This window comes from Stenotrophomonas indicatrix (genome assembly GCF_050573115.1).
GTDB lineage: Bacteria > Pseudomonadota > Gammaproteobacteria > Xanthomonadales > Xanthomonadaceae > Stenotrophomonas > Stenotrophomonas lactitubi_A.
Window position 1 is genome coordinate 251,305 of record NZ_JBNYZT010000003.1, and the last position, 15,543, is coordinate 266,847.

Annotated in this window: 15 protein-coding genes; 8 read left to right on the forward strand and 7 right to left on the reverse strand. The window is 66.0% G+C overall.

Annotated features, from left to right (window positions below; genetic code table 11):
* Positions 1-29: 29 nt before the first annotated feature.
* Positions 30-413: an H-NS histone family protein gene (locus ACQ5SA_RS09935; protein ID WP_089238647.1), complete on the forward strand. Its 384-nt coding sequence runs from the start codon at positions 30-32 to the stop codon at positions 411-413.
* 119 nt (positions 414-532) lie between these two features.
* Here the strand turns inward: ACQ5SA_RS09935 and ACQ5SA_RS09940 are convergent, their stop codons facing one another.
* A complete protein-coding gene (locus ACQ5SA_RS09940; protein WP_025878492.1) occupies positions 533-1,792 on the reverse strand; it encodes a threonine/serine exporter family protein in 1,260 nt (419 codons plus the stop codon).
* A gap of 92 nt (positions 1,793-1,884) precedes the next feature.
* Between ACQ5SA_RS09940 and ACQ5SA_RS09945 the strand changes: the two genes are divergently transcribed.
* Genes ACQ5SA_RS09945 through ACQ5SA_RS09960 form a run of 4 tightly spaced genes read left to right on the forward strand, consistent with a single transcriptional unit; the run spans position 1,885 to position 5,403 of the window.
* Positions 1,885-3,006, forward strand: coding sequence for an MlaE family ABC transporter permease (locus ACQ5SA_RS09945; RefSeq protein ID WP_176429855.1), 1,122 nt, complete (start codon positions 1,885-1,887; stop codon positions 3,004-3,006).
* 1 nt (position 3,007) lies between these two features.
* On the forward strand, positions 3,008-3,835 hold the full coding sequence (locus ACQ5SA_RS09950) for an ABC transporter ATP-binding protein (protein WP_053442492.1): 828 nt from the start codon (positions 3,008-3,010) through the stop codon (positions 3,833-3,835).
* A 3-nt stretch (positions 3,836-3,838) separates the two neighbouring features.
* Complete coding sequence (locus ACQ5SA_RS09955) at positions 3,839-4,765, forward strand: MlaD family protein (protein ID WP_100551507.1); 927 nt, start codon at positions 3,839-3,841, stop codon at positions 4,763-4,765.
* Positions 4,762-5,403, forward strand: coding sequence for an ABC-type transport auxiliary lipoprotein family protein (locus ACQ5SA_RS09960; RefSeq protein WP_499314118.1), 642 nt, complete (start codon positions 4,762-4,764; stop codon positions 5,401-5,403). Before ACQ5SA_RS09955 ends, ACQ5SA_RS09960 begins: the two co-directional genes overlap by 4 nt.
* Before the next feature lie 89 nt (positions 5,404-5,492).
* Here ACQ5SA_RS09960 and ACQ5SA_RS09965 read toward each other — a convergent pair whose 3' ends face one another.
* Genes ACQ5SA_RS09965 through ACQ5SA_RS09975 form a run of 3 tightly spaced genes read right to left on the reverse strand, consistent with a single transcriptional unit; the run spans position 5,493 to position 7,492 of the window.
* Entirely contained in the window at positions 5,493-6,080 is a 588-nt protein-coding gene (locus ACQ5SA_RS09965) for an alpha-ketoglutarate-dependent dioxygenase AlkB family protein (RefSeq protein WP_499314119.1), read from the reverse strand.
* Between the two features lie 46 nt (positions 6,081-6,126).
* Positions 6,127-6,759 (reverse strand): CoA transferase subunit B, encoded by a 633-nt coding sequence (locus ACQ5SA_RS09970; protein ID WP_499314120.1) that lies wholly within the window; start codon positions 6,757-6,759, stop codon positions 6,127-6,129.
* A 1-nt stretch (position 6,760) separates the two neighbouring features.
* On the reverse strand, positions 6,761-7,492 hold the full coding sequence (locus ACQ5SA_RS09975; RefSeq protein WP_025878484.1) for a CoA transferase subunit A: 732 nt from the start codon (positions 7,490-7,492) through the stop codon (positions 6,761-6,763).
* A gap of 173 nt (positions 7,493-7,665) precedes the next feature.
* Here ACQ5SA_RS09975 and ACQ5SA_RS09980 point away from each other — a divergent pair, with 173 nt between their 5' ends.
* The 3 genes from ACQ5SA_RS09980 to ACQ5SA_RS09990 all read left to right on the forward strand — a co-directional run bounded on the left by ACQ5SA_RS09980 (position 7,666) and on the right by ACQ5SA_RS09990 (position 13,148).
* Positions 7,666-10,287, forward strand: coding sequence for a DEAD/DEAH box helicase (locus ACQ5SA_RS09980; RefSeq protein WP_499314121.1), 2,622 nt, complete (start codon positions 7,666-7,668; stop codon positions 10,285-10,287).
* Between the two features lie 96 nt (positions 10,288-10,383).
* Positions 10,384-11,730 (forward strand): phosphohexomutase domain-containing protein, encoded by a 1,347-nt coding sequence (locus ACQ5SA_RS09985; protein WP_099820377.1) that lies wholly within the window; start codon positions 10,384-10,386, stop codon positions 11,728-11,730.
* 14 nt (positions 11,731-11,744) lie between these two features.
* Positions 11,745-13,148 (forward strand): mannose-1-phosphate guanylyltransferase/mannose-6-phosphate isomerase, encoded by a 1,404-nt coding sequence (locus ACQ5SA_RS09990; RefSeq protein ID WP_499314122.1) that lies wholly within the window; start codon positions 11,745-11,747, stop codon positions 13,146-13,148.
* Between the two features lie 52 nt (positions 13,149-13,200).
* Here the strand turns inward: ACQ5SA_RS09990 and rfbD are convergent, their stop codons facing one another.
* The 3 genes from rfbD to rfbA are packed head-to-tail and all read right to left on the reverse strand — an operon-like array spanning position 13,201 to position 15,532.
* Positions 13,201-14,094: a dTDP-4-dehydrorhamnose reductase gene (gene rfbD, locus ACQ5SA_RS09995; protein ID WP_499314123.1), complete on the reverse strand. Its 894-nt coding sequence runs from the start codon at positions 14,092-14,094 to the stop codon at positions 13,201-13,203.
* Positions 14,091-14,648 carry a dTDP-4-dehydrorhamnose 3,5-epimerase gene (gene rfbC / locus ACQ5SA_RS10000; protein WP_499314124.1) on the reverse strand — a complete coding sequence of 186 codons (558 nt, stop codon included), beginning with the start codon at positions 14,646-14,648 and terminating at the stop codon, positions 14,091-14,093. Before rfbC ends, rfbD begins: the two co-directional genes overlap by 4 nt.
* The gene (rfbA, locus tag ACQ5SA_RS10005; RefSeq protein WP_499314125.1) at positions 14,645-15,532 is read right to left on the reverse strand and encodes a glucose-1-phosphate thymidylyltransferase RfbA; all 888 of its coding nucleotides are present in this window, start codon (positions 15,530-15,532) and stop codon (positions 14,645-14,647) included. Before rfbA ends, rfbC begins: the two co-directional genes overlap by 4 nt.
* Between the last annotated feature and the right edge of the window lie 11 nt (positions 15,533-15,543).

Below are 15,543 nucleotides of genomic sequence, written 5' to 3' on the forward strand. Positions count from 1 at the left end.
CCCTAAATTAGTTTCTGGAGTAATCGTTGATGAGCATCGACCTGACCGGCCTGTCGGCACGTGAGCTGGGCGCATTGATCCGCACAGCCAAGAAGCAGCAGACCATCGTCGCCAAGCGTCGCCCGATCACCAAGGTACGTGCCCAGCTGAGCAAGCTGGCCAAGACCGAGGGTTACACCATCGAGGAACTGTTCGGTGGTGAACCCGCACCGCGTGCGCGCAAGGTCGCCAAGGCCACCAAGGCCCCGTCCAAGACCGCCGGCCGCAAGCTGGGCAAGGTTGCGCCGAAGTACCGCAACCCGGCCAACCCGAAGGAAACCTGGACCGGTCGCGGCAAGCAGCCGCGCTGGATGGCCGAGCTGACCGCCAAGGGCAGCAAGAAGCCGGAAGATTTCCTGATCAAGAAGGCCTGAGGCCAGATCGGGTTGCAATGAAAAACGCCGGCGAAAGCCGGCGCTTTTTCTTTGTCCGGTGTGTGGACCAACGGTCCACACCCACACCATTCAAGGGTGTGCGGACCAACGGTCCACACCTACAGGGTCTTGCGCGCCGGCATCAGCAGATTGCCGAACAGCAGGCCGGCGACCAGCGCCATCACCACGTTCAACACGGTCAGGAACACGCTCTGGCCGGCGCCCACGTCCTGTTGCTGGACCAGGGTCAGCACGCCGCGCAGGCTGGTGCTGCCAGGCACCATCATGATGATGCCCGGCAGGCGGATGATCGCGCCAGGGCGGCCGACCACGCGCCCGAACAGGTTGCCACCGGCGGTCAGCAGCATCGCCGACAGGAAGATGCCGGCCGGCGTACCCCAGGCATGACCACCAAATTTGGAGATCGCGTAACCGGCCACCGAGGCGGCGATCACCCACGGATAGTCGCGACGGTTGGCCTTGAACAACATGGCGAAGGCGAACGCCGCCGTCAGCAGCGAGCCCCACTCCACCCACGGCCCCTGTGGCCGCGAGGCACGGATCATCGGGTCCAGCCCCAGCACATCGGCCAGGGTCACCGCGATCATCGCGCCGACACTGAGCTTCATGATCGTGGTCAACGCGCCGGCAAAGCGCGCGGTGCCGGACACCCAGTGCTGGCTGGCCAGTTCATTGACCGCATTGGTCAGCGACATGCCCGGCAGCAGCACCACCAGCGAGGCGATGATCACGGTGTTGAGATTCAGGGCGCCCACGAACGTGGCGACCACGGTGGCGACCAGGCCGGCCAACAGCGCCGCCAGCGCTTCGGCCGCTTCACGGCTGGCCGGGCGCTTGTCGGTGACCATGCCGAGCAGGCCGATCAACAGGCCGATGACGCCGGCGGTGGCGATGTCCAGCCACGGCAGCTTCCACATTCCCGCCACGCCCGCCGCACCGAGGGTGAAGGACAGGATGGTGCGCAGCTTGCCGCGCCGGCCCGGATCCTTGTCCAGCTGGCGCAGCGCGGTGTGGCCCTGGGCGATGCTCATGCGGCCGTTGGCCACTTCTTCGGCGATCCCGTCAGCCACGCTGAGCTTGTGCAGGTCGTTCTCGCCGGGCGCCAGCCGGATCACCCGGGTGATGTCACTGGAGCCGATGGCCTGCGCCGGGTCGCTGAAACTGAGGATGATGCCGGTGGGATTCGACCACGGTTCACAATCCAGATCGAGCTGGCGGGCCAATGCAACCACCGCCGCTTCCAGGCGCTGGGCCGTTGTGCCGTAGCTGTGCAGGCGGCCGGCGATCTCGGAAACGAAGGCCACGCGCTGCGCGTAGGTGGCCTGGGGCGTGGGGATCGTGTGAGCGTCTGCGGACATGCGCCGTAGTATTACCTACGTCAGGCTCTGCTGGAGAAATTCATCCTGGTTCGACGCGACGTGCAATTCAGAACGGTTATGCTGCGACCCGAATGGCCCCCATGACCCCGACCCACGCCCCCCAGCTCGAACAGGACGCTCAGGATCCGGGACTGATCCGGCTGTCCGGCCACTGGACCCTGAAGACCGCGCTGGCCGCGGCCGAAGTGCTGCGTGGCGTTCCGGACACGCTGACCGGCATCGACGCCACCGGCATCGAGCTGCTCGACTCGGCCGGCGTGCTGCAGGTGCTGCGCGTCGCCCATCGTGCCGATCTCGGCGAGCACGCGCTGCAGTTCCGCCCGGACCACCAGGCGCTGGTGTGCACCATCGAAGAAGTGGCCGACGACCGTCCGAAGCCGAAGCGCGACTTCGGCGTGCTGGCGGCGCTGGAGCGGCTGGGCGTCAGCGTCCATGCCACGGGCCACAACATCAAGGCGCTGTGCAGCTTCCTCGGTGAGAACCTGGTCAAGGCCGCACGCTTGGTCAAGGAACCCCGACGTTTCCGCCTGACCGCGACCGTCCATCAAATGGAGCAGGTCGGGCTGGACGCAGTACCGCTGGTGGCGCTGCTGTCCTATCTGGTCGGTGCGGTGATCGCCTTCCTCGGCTCGACCATCCTGCGCGATTTCGGTGCGGAGATCTTCGTGGTCGAACTGGTGAACATCGCCTTCCTGCGCGAATTTGCCGTGCTGCTGACCGCGATCGTGCTGGCCGGCCGCACCGCCAGTGCGTTCACCGCGCAGATCGGTGCAATGAAGGCACGCGAGGAAATCGATGCGATGCGCACCCTGGGGCTCGACCCCATCGACCTGCTGGTGCTGCCACGCTTGGTCGCGCTGCTGGTGACGCTGCCGCTGCTGACTTTCATCGCGATGGTCGCCGGCCTGGCTGGTGGCATCACCGTCGGCGCGTTCGACCTCGACATTCCGCCGCAGATGTACATCGCGCGCATGCACGACACGATGGAAGTGCGGCACATGCTGGTGGGCCTGTCCAAGGCGCCGGTATTTGCGCTGGTGATCGGCCTGATCGGTTGCCTGGAAGGCCTGAAGGTCGAAGGCACCGCACAGTCGGTCGGCGAGCGCACCACCTCCAGCGTGGTGCAGACGATCTCGCTGGTGATCATCATCGACGCCTTCGCGGCGTTGTGGTTCATGCACATGGACTGGTGACATGAGCACGCATCCGATCCCCGAAGAAGTGCCCATGCAGGACGACGACGGCCACGACCTGGCCATCCGCGTGCGCGGGCTGGTCAACCGCTTTGGCAGCCAGACCGTGCATGAAGGGCTGGACCTGGACGTGCGCCGTGGCGAGATCCTTGGCGTGGTGGGCGGTTCGGGCACCGGCAAATCGGTGCTGATGCGCTCGATCCTGGGCCTGCGTGTGCCGGATGAAGGGCAGATCGAAGTGCTCGGTCGCGACGCGCGCGCCGATGACGCCGAGAGCCGCCTGCACATCGAACGCAATACCGGCGTGCTGTTCCAGGACGGCGCCCTGTTCTCGTCGCTGACCGTGGGCGAAAACGTGCAGGTGCCGCTGAAGGAACATCACCGCGAACTGCCCGAGCGCTGGCACTACGAGCTGGCCCTGCTGAAGGTGAAACTGGCCGGTCTGCCCGCCGATGCCATCAACAAGCTGCCCTCGCAGCTGTCTGGCGGCATGCGCAAGCGCGCCGGCCTGGCACGTGCGCTGGCGCTGGATCCGCCGCTGCTGTTCCTGGATGAACCCACCGCCGGGCTGGACCCGATCGGTGCGGCCGCGTTCGACCGTCTGATCAAGACCCTGCAGGAAGCGCTGGGGCTGACCGTGTTCCTGATCACCCACGACCTGGACACGCTGTATGCGATCTGCGACCGGGTGGCGGTCATCGCCGACCGCAAGGTGGTGGCCAATGCGCCGCTGCCGGAAATCGAGAGACTGGATCATCCGTGGATCCAGGAATACTTCCACGGACCCCGCGCGCGCGCCGCGCGTGGCGAACAGATCGAGAGTGCCTGAGCCATGGAAACGAAAGCCAACTACGTGCTGATCGGCGCGTTCACCCTGATCACCGGCCTGGCCCTGTTGGCCTTCGGCCTGTGGGCCGCCAAGTACTCCTCCGACCGTACCTGGCAGGAATACCGGGTAGTGTTCCGCGAAGCGGTGACCGGCCTGTCGGTCGGCAGCCCGGTGCAGTACAACGGCATCGCGGTGGGCTCGATCACCGAACTGAACCTGGTGCCGGACGATCCGCGCCAGGTGGTCGCACGCATCCGCCTGAACTCGACCACGCCGGTCAAGACCGATACCCGCGCCAAGCTGGCAATCACCAGCCTGACCGGCCCGTCGATCATCCAGCTCAGCGGCGGCACGCCGCAGTCGCCGGCGCTGACCACGGTCAACAAGGACCCGGCACCGATCATCCCGACCACGCCGTCGGCGCTGCAGAACATCACCGACGTGGCCAACCGCATCGTCGAGCGCATGGACCAGATCCTCAGCGACCGCAACGTCGCCTCGATCAACGCCACCCTGGCCAACCTGGAAACGATCAGTGGTGGCCTGGCCGACCGTGACCAGGGCACGCAGTCGCTGCTGCTCAGCGCGCGCGATGCCGCGCGCAGCCTGGACACCACCCTGAAGACCACCAACGGCACCATCGAGCGCCTGGACAAGAACCTGGTGCAGCAGTTGCCGGGCATCATCGACAAGCTCGACGCCACCCTGGCCAAGCTTGATTCGGCCGCCGGCAATGCCGATTCGATCCTTGGCGAGAACCGCGCGGCCATCAACAGCTTCGCCAATGACGGCCTGGGTCAGCTCGGCCCGACGCTGGGTGAACTGCGTGGCCTGATCCGCGACCTGCGCCGGGTCAGCGACCGTCTCGAGAACAACCCCGCACGCTACCTGCTCGGCCGCGACGCCCCGAAGGAGTTCGAACCCAAATGAGCCCGACCACCCTTCCGCGCCTGTTGCTGGCCGCGTCGCTGGCCACCCTGCTGGGTGGCTGCTCGATCCTCGGCAGCGGCGACAAGAATCCCGTCACCCTGTATTCGCCGGCCGTGCAGGTCAAGGTCGACCCCAGCTGGCCGCAGGCCGACTGGCAACTGGTGCTGGCCAAGCCCAGCGCCGCGCGCATGGTCGACAGCCCGCGCATCAACGTGCGGCCGACGCCGTCGGAGCTGGAGATCTACAAGGGCGCCAGCTGGGCACAGCCGGCCACCGACATGATCGAGGACACCCTGCTGCGCGGCTTCGAGGATTCCGGCCGCATCCACGGCGTGGCCCGCGTCGCCGCCGGCATCCGCGCCGACTACAAGCTGTCCACCGACATCCGTCGCTTCGAATCGGACTACCAGGGCCAGCCCACGCCGACGGTCGTCATCGAGATCAACGCCAAGCTGATCGACGTGACCAGCCAGCGGGTGGTCGCCGACCGTACCTTCCGCCAGCTGCAGCCGGTGGGCAGCACCGACGTGTCGGCCGTAGCCGCCGCCTTCGAGCGTGGCCTGCAGCAGGTGGCCCAGGACGTGGTGGGCTGGACGCTGACCAGCGGGCAGAATGACAAGCAGGCGCTGAAGCACTGACAGTCGCGCAGGTCGCAGCGAACCGATTGCCTTTGCTGGCTGCGGACTGATTGCCCTTGGTGGGTGCGGACCTTGGTCCGCATGACCGATCAGCGCGGTGTGATCCAGCGGAACGTCAGGTTGATGCGTTCACCCTGCACCCGCGCCATCTTCGGCAGCGCGTGCTGGTAGTGGCGCTGGGTCTGCCCTCCCATCAACAGCAGATCGCCGTGGCCGAGCAGGTACTCGGCCTTGCGTGCCGGGTCGTCGCGGCGGCGAAGCAGGAACCGTCGCGCCGCCCCGAGGCTCAACGAAGCAATCAGCGGCGCCGGCCCCAGCTCCGGCTCGTCATCGCTGTGCCAGCCCATGTAGTCGGTGCCGCCGCGATAGCGGTTGAGCAGTACGCTGTTGAACTCGCCCGTGCCCTGTTCCTGCAGGCGCATGCGCAGCGCCTGCAGCATCGACGGCCATGGATGCGGGATGAACTCGGCGCCTGAATAGCGGTAACGCGCCTGCGGATCACCGATCCAGCAGCTCAACCGCGGTGAATCCACCCAGTTGCCGAACATGCGGATGCGGTGGGTTTCCCACAGGATTTCGGCTTGCAGCGCCTGCTGCAGGGCATCAGCCTCAGCTGCGGGCAGCCATCCGGTCAGGTGACGGACATCGGCATCTGGCAGGTCGTGGGGGAACAGCATGGGGCTTTCAGAGAGATGGGGCAGCGACGCGCTGCCCCGTGGATGTTCAGCGGCGCTTGAACACGACGCCGGTCTTTTCCTTCAACTCATCGTCACCCACACCCGCGGCGGTCTCCACCAGCACCAGACCGTCATCGGTCACATCGAATACCGCCAGGTCGGTGATGATGCGGTCGACCACGCCCACACCGGTCAACGGCAGCGTGCATTCGGCCAGGAGCTTGTGCTCGCCGTTCTTGGCGGTGTGCTCCATCAGCACCACCACGCGCTGCACGCCGGCCACCAGGTCCATCGCGCCGCCCATGCCCTTGACCATCTTGCCGGGCACCATCCAGTTGGCCAGGTCGCCCTTGTCGGTCACCTGCATCGCGCCGAGGATGGCGAGGTTGACGTGGCCACCACGGATCATCGCAAAGCTGTCATGGCTGCCGAAGTAGCTGGCACCGGCGCGCGCGGTCACCGTCTGCTTGCCGGCATTGATCAGGTCGGCGTCAACCTCGGCCTCGGTCGGGAACGGGCCGATGCCGAGCAGGCCGTTTTCCGACTGCAGCCATACGTCCACGCCCTCGGGGATGTGGTTGGCCACCAGCGTCGGCAGGCCGATGCCCAGGTTCACGTAGGCGCCATCGGTCAGTTCACGCGCAGCGCGCGCCGCCATCTCATCGCGGGTCCATGCCATGTCAGTTGCCCTCCGCACGGATGGTGCGCTGTTCGATACGTTTTTCAGGGGTGGGGTTGTGCACGATGCGGTGCACGTAGATGCCCGGCAGGTGCACCTGGTCCGGATCGATGCTGCCGACCGGCACCACCTCCTCCACTTCCACGATGCAGACCTTGCCGGCCATCGCACAGGCCGGGTTGAAGTTGCGCGCGGTCTTGCGGAACACCAGGTTGCCGGCCTCGTCGGCCTTCCAGGCCTTGACCAGGGCAACGTCGGCGCGCAGCGCGGTTTCCATCACGTAGTGCTTGCCATCGAACTCACGGGTTTCCTTGCCCTCGGCGACCACGGTGCCGTAGCCGGTGGCGGTGAAGAACGCCGGGATACCCGCCCCGCCGGCACGCAGGCGCTCGGCCAGGGTGCCCTGCGGATTGAATTCCAGCTCCAGCTCGCCGGCCAGGAACTGCCGTTCGAATTCCTTGTTCTCGCCCACGTATGACGAAATCATCTTGCTGATCTGCCGGGTTTCCAGCAGCTGGCCCAGGCCGAAGCCATCGACGCCGGCGTTGTTGGAGATCACGGTCAGGCCCTTGGCGCCACTGTCGCGCAACGCGGCGATCAGTGCCTCGGGAATGCCGCACAGGCCGAAGCCCCCCACGGCCAGGGTCTGGCCATCGGCGACCACGCCCTGCAGGGCCTGCGCCGCAGAGGCGAAACGCTTGCTGCGCGTGCCGCTGGAAGTTGATTGCTGCATCTCTACTGCCCTACCCGGTGAGAATGCCGCCATTCTAGCGGCACACCCGACGCCGGCTGGGATGCGCCGCAGCATGAACCGGCATGCAGGGCTGCCAATCCGTAGAATGTTCCCTTTCCCGCTTGCGGTGCCCTTGGCAACGCGTGCTGTAGATGGAGAGGACAGGACGACGCATGGCCGAAGTATTCACCGGAGGGGAACTGTCCCGCTGGCTGGATGCCGGGACGTTGGAAAAGGGCAACCGCCGCGTGTCGGCAGTGCGCGAGCTGCGCTACCAGTCACCACTGCTGACCGCCCAGGTCGAGGGCTGGCAGGTAGCGATCGACCTGGATGCCAGCGCCCGCACCCCGCACAGCCCCCTGCAGAGTCGCTGCACCTGTCCGGCTGGAACGCACTGCGAGCATGTCGCCGCCGTGTTGCTGGCCGCGCTGCAGAACTCACTGGAGGGTGAACCGGGTTCGCTGCGTGCGGCCGCCGATCCGATACTGCCCGCCCTGCAGACCCAGGCGATGACGCCGATCCTCCATCTGCACAGCATGGAATACCGTCCTGCCTGGCTCACCGAACGGGACCCCTCGCAATGGCTCGACGTCGCCACCGTCGCTTTCGAGTACGACGAGCACGTACGTTTTCTCGACGACCCGTCGCTGTTCGTGCATGGCGGCGAGGGTCAGCTCTACCTGTTGCCGCGTGACCTGGCCGGGGAGGCACGGCGCGAAGCTGAACTGAACAGCGTCCACCTGCACCGCGAGCGGCAACCGCGCATCGTGCTGGAGGGCGGCGGTCCGTTGTTCGAGCTGCGCAGTTTCGACTGGACCCGCTTCCTGCTGGAGGATGTACTGCAGCTGGAAGCGCTGGGCTGGAAGATCGAGACCGACGATGCCTTCCGTCATCGCATCACCCGGGTGGAGGAGATCGACCTGGATGTACGGTCGGTGCCCACCGACAACTCCGCGTTCGACCTGGCCCTGACCATCGACATCGATGGCCGCAGCATTGCGCTGGCTCCGCTGTTGCAGGGCGTACTGCAGTCCGATCCGCGCTGGCTGCGCGGCCAGCTGGACGCGATCGGCGATGACGAGAACGTACTGCTGACGACAGCGGGCAATGAACGTCTTGCCCTGCGGGCAGCCCGGCTGAAACCGGTGATCGCGCTGCTGGCGGATCTTTTCGGCGACCGCGGGCAACCGCTGCGCCTGCAGGCGCACGACCGCGGACGCCTGTTGGCACTGCAGGACGCCGCGCAGCTGCGACTGCACAGCAGCAACGATACCCGCGCACGCGTGCAGCGCCTGCTGGACGCACCGGCGATGACCGCAGTCCCAGCGCCCCAGGGCTTGCGCGCGACGCTGCGCAGCTACCAGCTTGAAGGCCTGTCCTGGCTGCAGTACCTGCGCCAGCAGGGCCTGGGCGGCGTGCTGGCCGATGACATGGGCCTGGGCAAGACACTGCAGACCCTGGCCCATCTCCTGGTTGAAAAGCAGAGCGGCCGCCTGGACAAGCCGGCGCTGGTGGTCGTGCCAACCTCATTGCTGCACAACTGGCAGAGTGAAGCGGCGCGCTTCACTCCGGATCTGCGCGTCCTGACCCTGCACGGGCCTGGACGTGACACGCAGTTCGATGCCATTGCCGCACATGATCTGATACTGACCACCTATCCCCTGCTCTGGCGCGACGAACACGCGCTGCAGGCGCACACCTATCACCTGCTGATCCTTGACGAGGCACAGCAGGTGAAGAACCCCAGGTCGCGTGCAGCGGCCACGCTGCGCACGCTGCTGGCCCGTCATCGACTGTGCCTGACCGGCACCCCGCTGGAAAACCATCTGGGCGAGCTGTGGACGCAGTTCGACTTCCTGCTGCCCGGGCTGCTCGGCAGCGAAAAGCAGTTCAACCAGCACTGGCGCCACCCCATCGAGCGCGGCAGCGACCGCCGGCGCACACAGCTGCTGGCCCAGCGCCTGCGCCCTTTTATCCTGCGCCGACGCAAGGACCAGGTCGCCTCCGAACTTCCGCCGAAGACGGTCATCACCCGCACTGTGGCGATGGAAGGCGGCCAGCGCGAACTGTACGAAACCGTGCGCGCGGCAATGGAAAAGCAGGTCCGCGAAGCGATCAACGGCAGCGGGCTGGCGCGCAATCACATCGTGGTGCTGGACGCGCTGCTGAAACTGCGCCAGGTCTGCTGCGATCCGCGCCTTCTGCCGGGCCATGCACCCGCGCGCACTGCAGGCTCAGCCAAGCTGGACCTGCTGCGCGAGATGCTGCCGTCCATGGTCGAAGAAGGACGCCGCATCCTTCTGTTCTCGCAGTTCACCGGCATGCTGGCCCTGATTGCGCAGGCATTGGATGCCCTCGGTCTGGCCTACGTGACCCTGACCGGCGACACCCAGAACCGGGTCACACCGGTGCAGCGCTTCATGCAGGGCGAGGTTCCCGTGTTCCTGATCAGCCTGAAGGCCGGCGGCGTGGGCTTGAACCTGACCGCCGCCGACACCGTCATCCACTTCGATCCATGGTGGAACCCGGCTGCCGAGAACCAGGCCACCGACCGTGCCCATCGCATCGGCCAGGATCAGCCCGTGTTCGTCTACAAGCTGATCGCCGCCGGCAGCGTCGAGGAACGGATCGCCAAGCTGCAGCAGCGCAAGGCCGACCTGGCCGATGCGATCCTGGAAGGTGGCGGGGGCACGGGGCCGCGCTTCGATGCAGCCGATCTGGAGGCACTGCTGTCTCCCCTGCCCGGCGCGCCTGCAAAGCGCCCCGCGCGCAAACGCCGGTCCGCCCACACGTGACAGCTTCGGCGGTCAGGCAGCGTTGGGGCTATGGAAACGATTCCCATACAAGGCTGGGATTACACTAGCCAACTGATCTGACAAAGGATTCCAGCGATGCCCCTGCCCGCCTTCAAGGCTTATGACATCCGCGGCCGCGTGCCGGAAGAACTGAACGAAGACCTCGCCCGCCGGATCGGTGTGGCCTTGGCCGATCAGTTGTCGCCCGGGCCGGTGGTGGTGGGGCACGACGTGCGCCTGACCAGTCTGGCACTGCAGGACGCGCTGGCGGTGGGCCTGCGCGGCGCGGGCCGGGAAGTGATCGACATCGGCCTGTGCGGCACCGAGGAGGTCTACTTCCAGACCGACCATCGCGGTGCGGCCGGCGGTGTGATGGTCACCGCCAGCCACAACCCGATGGACTACAACGGCATGAAGCTGGTCAAGGAGAACGCGCGCCCGATCAGCTCGGACACCGGCCTGTTCGCAATCTCCGATGCGGTTGCCGCCGATACCGCGCCCGCCGCACCGGCCAAGGCCGGGCAGACCGCCCAGCACGACAAAAGCGCCTACATCCAGCACCTGCTGTCCTATGTCGATGTCAGCAAGCTGAAGCCGCTGAAGCTGGTGGTGAACGCCGGCAACGGCGGCGCCGGCGCCATCGTCGACCTGCTGGCGCCGCATCTGCCGTTCGAGTTCATCCGCATCTGCCACGAACCCGATGGCAACTTCCCCAACGGCATTCCCAATCCACTGCTGCAGGAGAACCGCGCCGCGACTGCCGAGGCGGTTCGCGAGCACGGCGCCGACTTCGGCATTGCCTGGGACGGCGACTTCGACCGCTGCTTCTTCTTTGACCACAGCGGGCGCTTCATCGAGGGCTACTATCTCGTCGGCCTGCTGGCCAAGGCGGCGCTGGACCGCAACCCGGGCGGCAAGATCGTGCATGACCCACGCCTGGTCTGGAACACCGTGGAGATGGTCGAACAGGCCGGCGGCGTGCCGGTGCTGTGCAAGAGCGGCCATGCTTTCATCAAGGAAAAGATGCGCGCAGAGGATGCGGTGTACGGCGGCGAAATGAGCGCCCACCACTACTTCCGCGAATTCGCCTATGCCGACTCGGGCATGATCCCCTGGCTGCTGATCGCCCAGCTGATTTCCGAAAGCGGCCGTTCGCTGGCCGACTGGGTGGAGGACCGCATGGCGGCGTACCCGTGCAGTGGCGAGATCAACTTCAAGGTCAGCGATGCGAAGGCGTCCGTGGCCCGCGTGATGGAACACTTCGCCGCGCAGTCGCCGGCGCTGGATCATACCGATGGCATCAGTGCCGACTTCGGCGACTGGCGTTTCAACCTGCGCAGTTCCAACACCGAACCACTGCTGCGCCTGAACGTGGAATCGCGCGGGGATGCGGCGCTGATGCAGGCGCGCACCGATGAAATCGCCGCGCTGTTGAAGGCCTGAGCGGAGATGTCCCGATGAACACCGTCCAGCCCGTCATCCTCTCCGGGGGCTCCGGCACCCGCCTGTGGCCGCTCTCGCGCGAAGCGTATCCCAAGCAGTTCCTGCCCTTGGCCGGTGAGCTGACGATGCTGCAGGCGACCTGGGGGCGCGTGGCGCCCATTGCCAGCCGTGGCCCGCTGGTCATTGCCAATGAGGAACATCGCTTCGTTGCGGCCGAACAACTGCAGCAGGTCGGCGCCGAGCCGGCCGCGATCATCCTCGAGCCGGTCGGCCGCAACACCGCCCCGGCCATTGCCGTGGCCGCGCTGGAAGCCACCCGTGATGGCGCCGATGCACTGCTGCTGGTATTGCCATCCGATCACGTGATCACCGACGAAGCCGCGTTCCGCGCTGCGGTGCAGGCGGCCGCCGACGCTGCTGAAGCCGGCAAGCTGGTCACCTTCGGTATCGTGCCGACCGGCCCGGAAACCGGCTACGGCTACATCAAGGCCGCCGACGGCCAAGGCGTGCGCGCGGTTGAGCGTTTCGTCGAAAAGCCCGATCTGGACACCGCCACCGGCTACGTGGCCAGCGGCCAGTACTACTGGAACAGCGGCATGTTCCTGTTCAAGGCCTCGCGTTACCTGCAGGAGCTGGAACGCCTGCAGCCGGCCATGTTGTCGGCCTGCCGCGACGCATGGCAGAGCGCACGCCGCGATGCCGATTTCACCCGGTTGGACAAGGACGCGTTCACTGCCGTGCCGTCCGATTCGATCGATTACGCCGTGATGGAAAAGACCGCCGATGCAGTGGTGGTGCCGTTGGATGCCGGCTGGAACGATGTCGGCTCCTGGACCGCACTGCGCGATGTATCGCAGCAGGACGGCGATGGCAATGCGCACCAGGGTGATGTGATCGCCATCGACTGCCGCAACACCTATGCCTACGGCCAACGCCTGGTGGCGATGGTCGGGCTGGATGATGTGATCGTGGTCGAGACCGACGACGCGGTGCTGGTCGGCAAGGCCGATCGCATGCAGGAGGTCAAGACGGTGGTGGCGAAGCTGAAGGCTGACGGCCGCAGCGAAGCGACCTGGCATCGCAAGGTCTACCGACCGTGGGGAGCCTACGATTCAATCGACAACGGCGAGCGTTTCCAGGTCAAGCGGATCACGGTCAAGCCCGGCGGTACGCTGAGCCTGCAGATGCACCACCACCGTGCCGAGCACTGGATCGTGGTCAGCGGCACTGCCGAAGTGACCCGCGGCGACGAGGTGATCCTGCTGAGCGAGAACCAGAGCACCTACATCCCGCTGGGCGTGACCCATCGCCTGCGCAACCCGGGCAAGCTGCCGCTGGAACTGATCGAGGTACAGTCCGGCAGTTACCTCGGCGAGGATGACATCGTGCGGTTCGAGGATACCTACGGGCGGAGTTGACCCTACGCCCTGCGGTGGGTGCCGACCGTTGGTCGGCACATCGCCTACCGGGTCAGGCAATCTCAGCCATGACCCGCTTCAGGCCGTCCTGCCAAGTCGGCAGTGCGATGCCGAAATCCTGCTGCAGCTTGCGGTTGTCGAGCACCGACCATGCGGGACGCTTGGCCGGGGTCGGGTATTCGGAACTGGGGATGGCTTCAACCGACGGCACCTTGTCCAGCACGCCCGTCGCCAGCGCTTCAGCGAAAATCGCTTCGGCAAAGCCATACCAGCTGGTCTGCCCCGACGCCGTCAGGTGCCACGTCCCCGACAGCGCGCCCGGATGCTGCAGCACCTGCACGGTGACATCAGCGATCAATGCCGCCGGCGTCGGCGTGCCGATCTGGTCGGCCACCACACGCAGCTGATCGCGCTCAGCGCCCACCCGCAGCATCGTGCGCAGGAAGTTTGCGCCGTGCGAGGCATACACCCACGCCGTGCGGAAGATCAGATGACGGCCGCCCGCAGCGCGCACGGCGTCTTCGCCATCACGCTTGCTGGTGCCATAGACCCCCAGCGGCGCGGTCGGTTCATCCTCACGGTACGGGGCCGTGCCCTGGCCATCGAACACGTAGTCGGTGGAGTAATGCACGAACGGCACGCCTTGCGCCGCACACCAGCGCGCGATCAGGCCCGGCGCCTGCGCGTTGGCCGCAAAGGCGGCGTCGACCTCCTGTTCGGCACGGTCGACGGCGGTGTAGGCGGCCGCATTGACCACGATCGACGGTTGCAGCCGGTCTAGCAGGGCCGACAGGCTGTCAGGCTGGCCGAAATCGGCCGTTTCGCAAGCGCTGCCGTCGGGCAGGACGCCGCTGCGGGTGGTCGCAACCACCTTGCCCAGCGGTGCCAACGCGCGCAGCAGCTCCTGGCCGACCTGGCCGTTGCCGCCAAACACCAGCACTGTCATGGCTGGTACACCGGCAAGCGATCTTCGGCGATGTCCTTCAGGAACGGGGCATTCTCGTCCTTGGCCGAAAGGGTCGGGATGCTGATCGGCCAGTCCACGGCGATATCGGCATCGTTCCAGCGGATGCCGGCATCCACCTCCTTGACGTAGACATCCGTGCACAGGTAGCTGAACAATGCTCGCTCGGACAACACGGCGAATCCGTGGGCGAAGCCTTCCGGAATCCAGAACTGCTTCCTGTTTTCAGCGCTCAACACGACCGCTTCCCAGCGGCCGAACGTCGGCGAGCCGCGGCGGATGTCGACGGCGACGTCGTACACCTCGCCTTCCAACACCGATACCAGCTTTCCCTGGGGCCGCGGCCATTGGTAATGCAGTCCGCGCAGTACACCCCGGCTGGAGGTGGACACATTGCTCTGCACGAAGCGATCCGGCAGGCCCAATGCAGCGAAGCGCTCAGCGTTCCAAGTCTCGTAGAAGAAACCACGTTCATCACCGAATACAGCCGGTTCGATCACCCGGCAACCCGGCAGTGAAGTTTCGATCACTTTCACGGAACGACTCCGCGCTGGGCGAGCGTGTGCAGGTACTGGCCGTAGCCATTCTTGATCAGCGGCGCAGCCAGTGCTTCCAGCTGCTCAGCGTTGATCCAGCCCTGACCGAAGGCGATTTCTTCCGGACAGCAGACCTGCAGGCCTTGGCGGGTCTGGATCGTCTCGATGAAGTTGGACGCTTCCAGCAGCGACTGGTGGGTACCGGTATCCAGCCACGCATAACCACGCCCCAGCGCTTCCAGGTGCAGATTGCCCTCCTGCAGGTAGCGCTTGTTGAGATCGGTGATCTCCAGTTCGCCACGCGGCGAGGGCTTGAGCTCGGCAGCGTAATCGCTGGCCTTGCCGTCGTAGAAGTACAGGCCGGTGACAGCGTAGTTCGAACGCGGCTTCTCCGGCTTTTCAACCAGGTCGATCACCTTGCCGCCCTTGTCGAACTCGGCCACGCCGTAGCGCTCCGGATCATTGACCCAGTAACCGAACACCGTCGAGCCGTCCACGCGTTCGTCGGCACGCTTCAGCACCTCGCGCAGGCCGTGGCCATGGAAGATGTTGTCGCCCAGCACCAGGCAGCTCGGCTTGCCGCCAACGAAGTCCTTGCCGATCAGATAGGCCTGCGCCAACCCGTCCGGGCTCGGCTGCACGGCGTACTGGATGTCCATGCCCCACTGCGAACCATCGCCCAGCAACTGCTGGAACAGCGCCTGTTCGTGCGGGGTATTGATGATCAGTACTTCACGGATGCCCGCCAGCATCAACACACTGAGCGGGTAATAGATCATCGGCTTGTCGTACACCGGCAGCAGCTGCTTGCTGACGCCCTTGGTGATCGGATACAGCCGGGTGCCGGAGCCGCCGGCGAGGATGATGCCCTTGCGTTGGGTCATGTCGTGTCCTT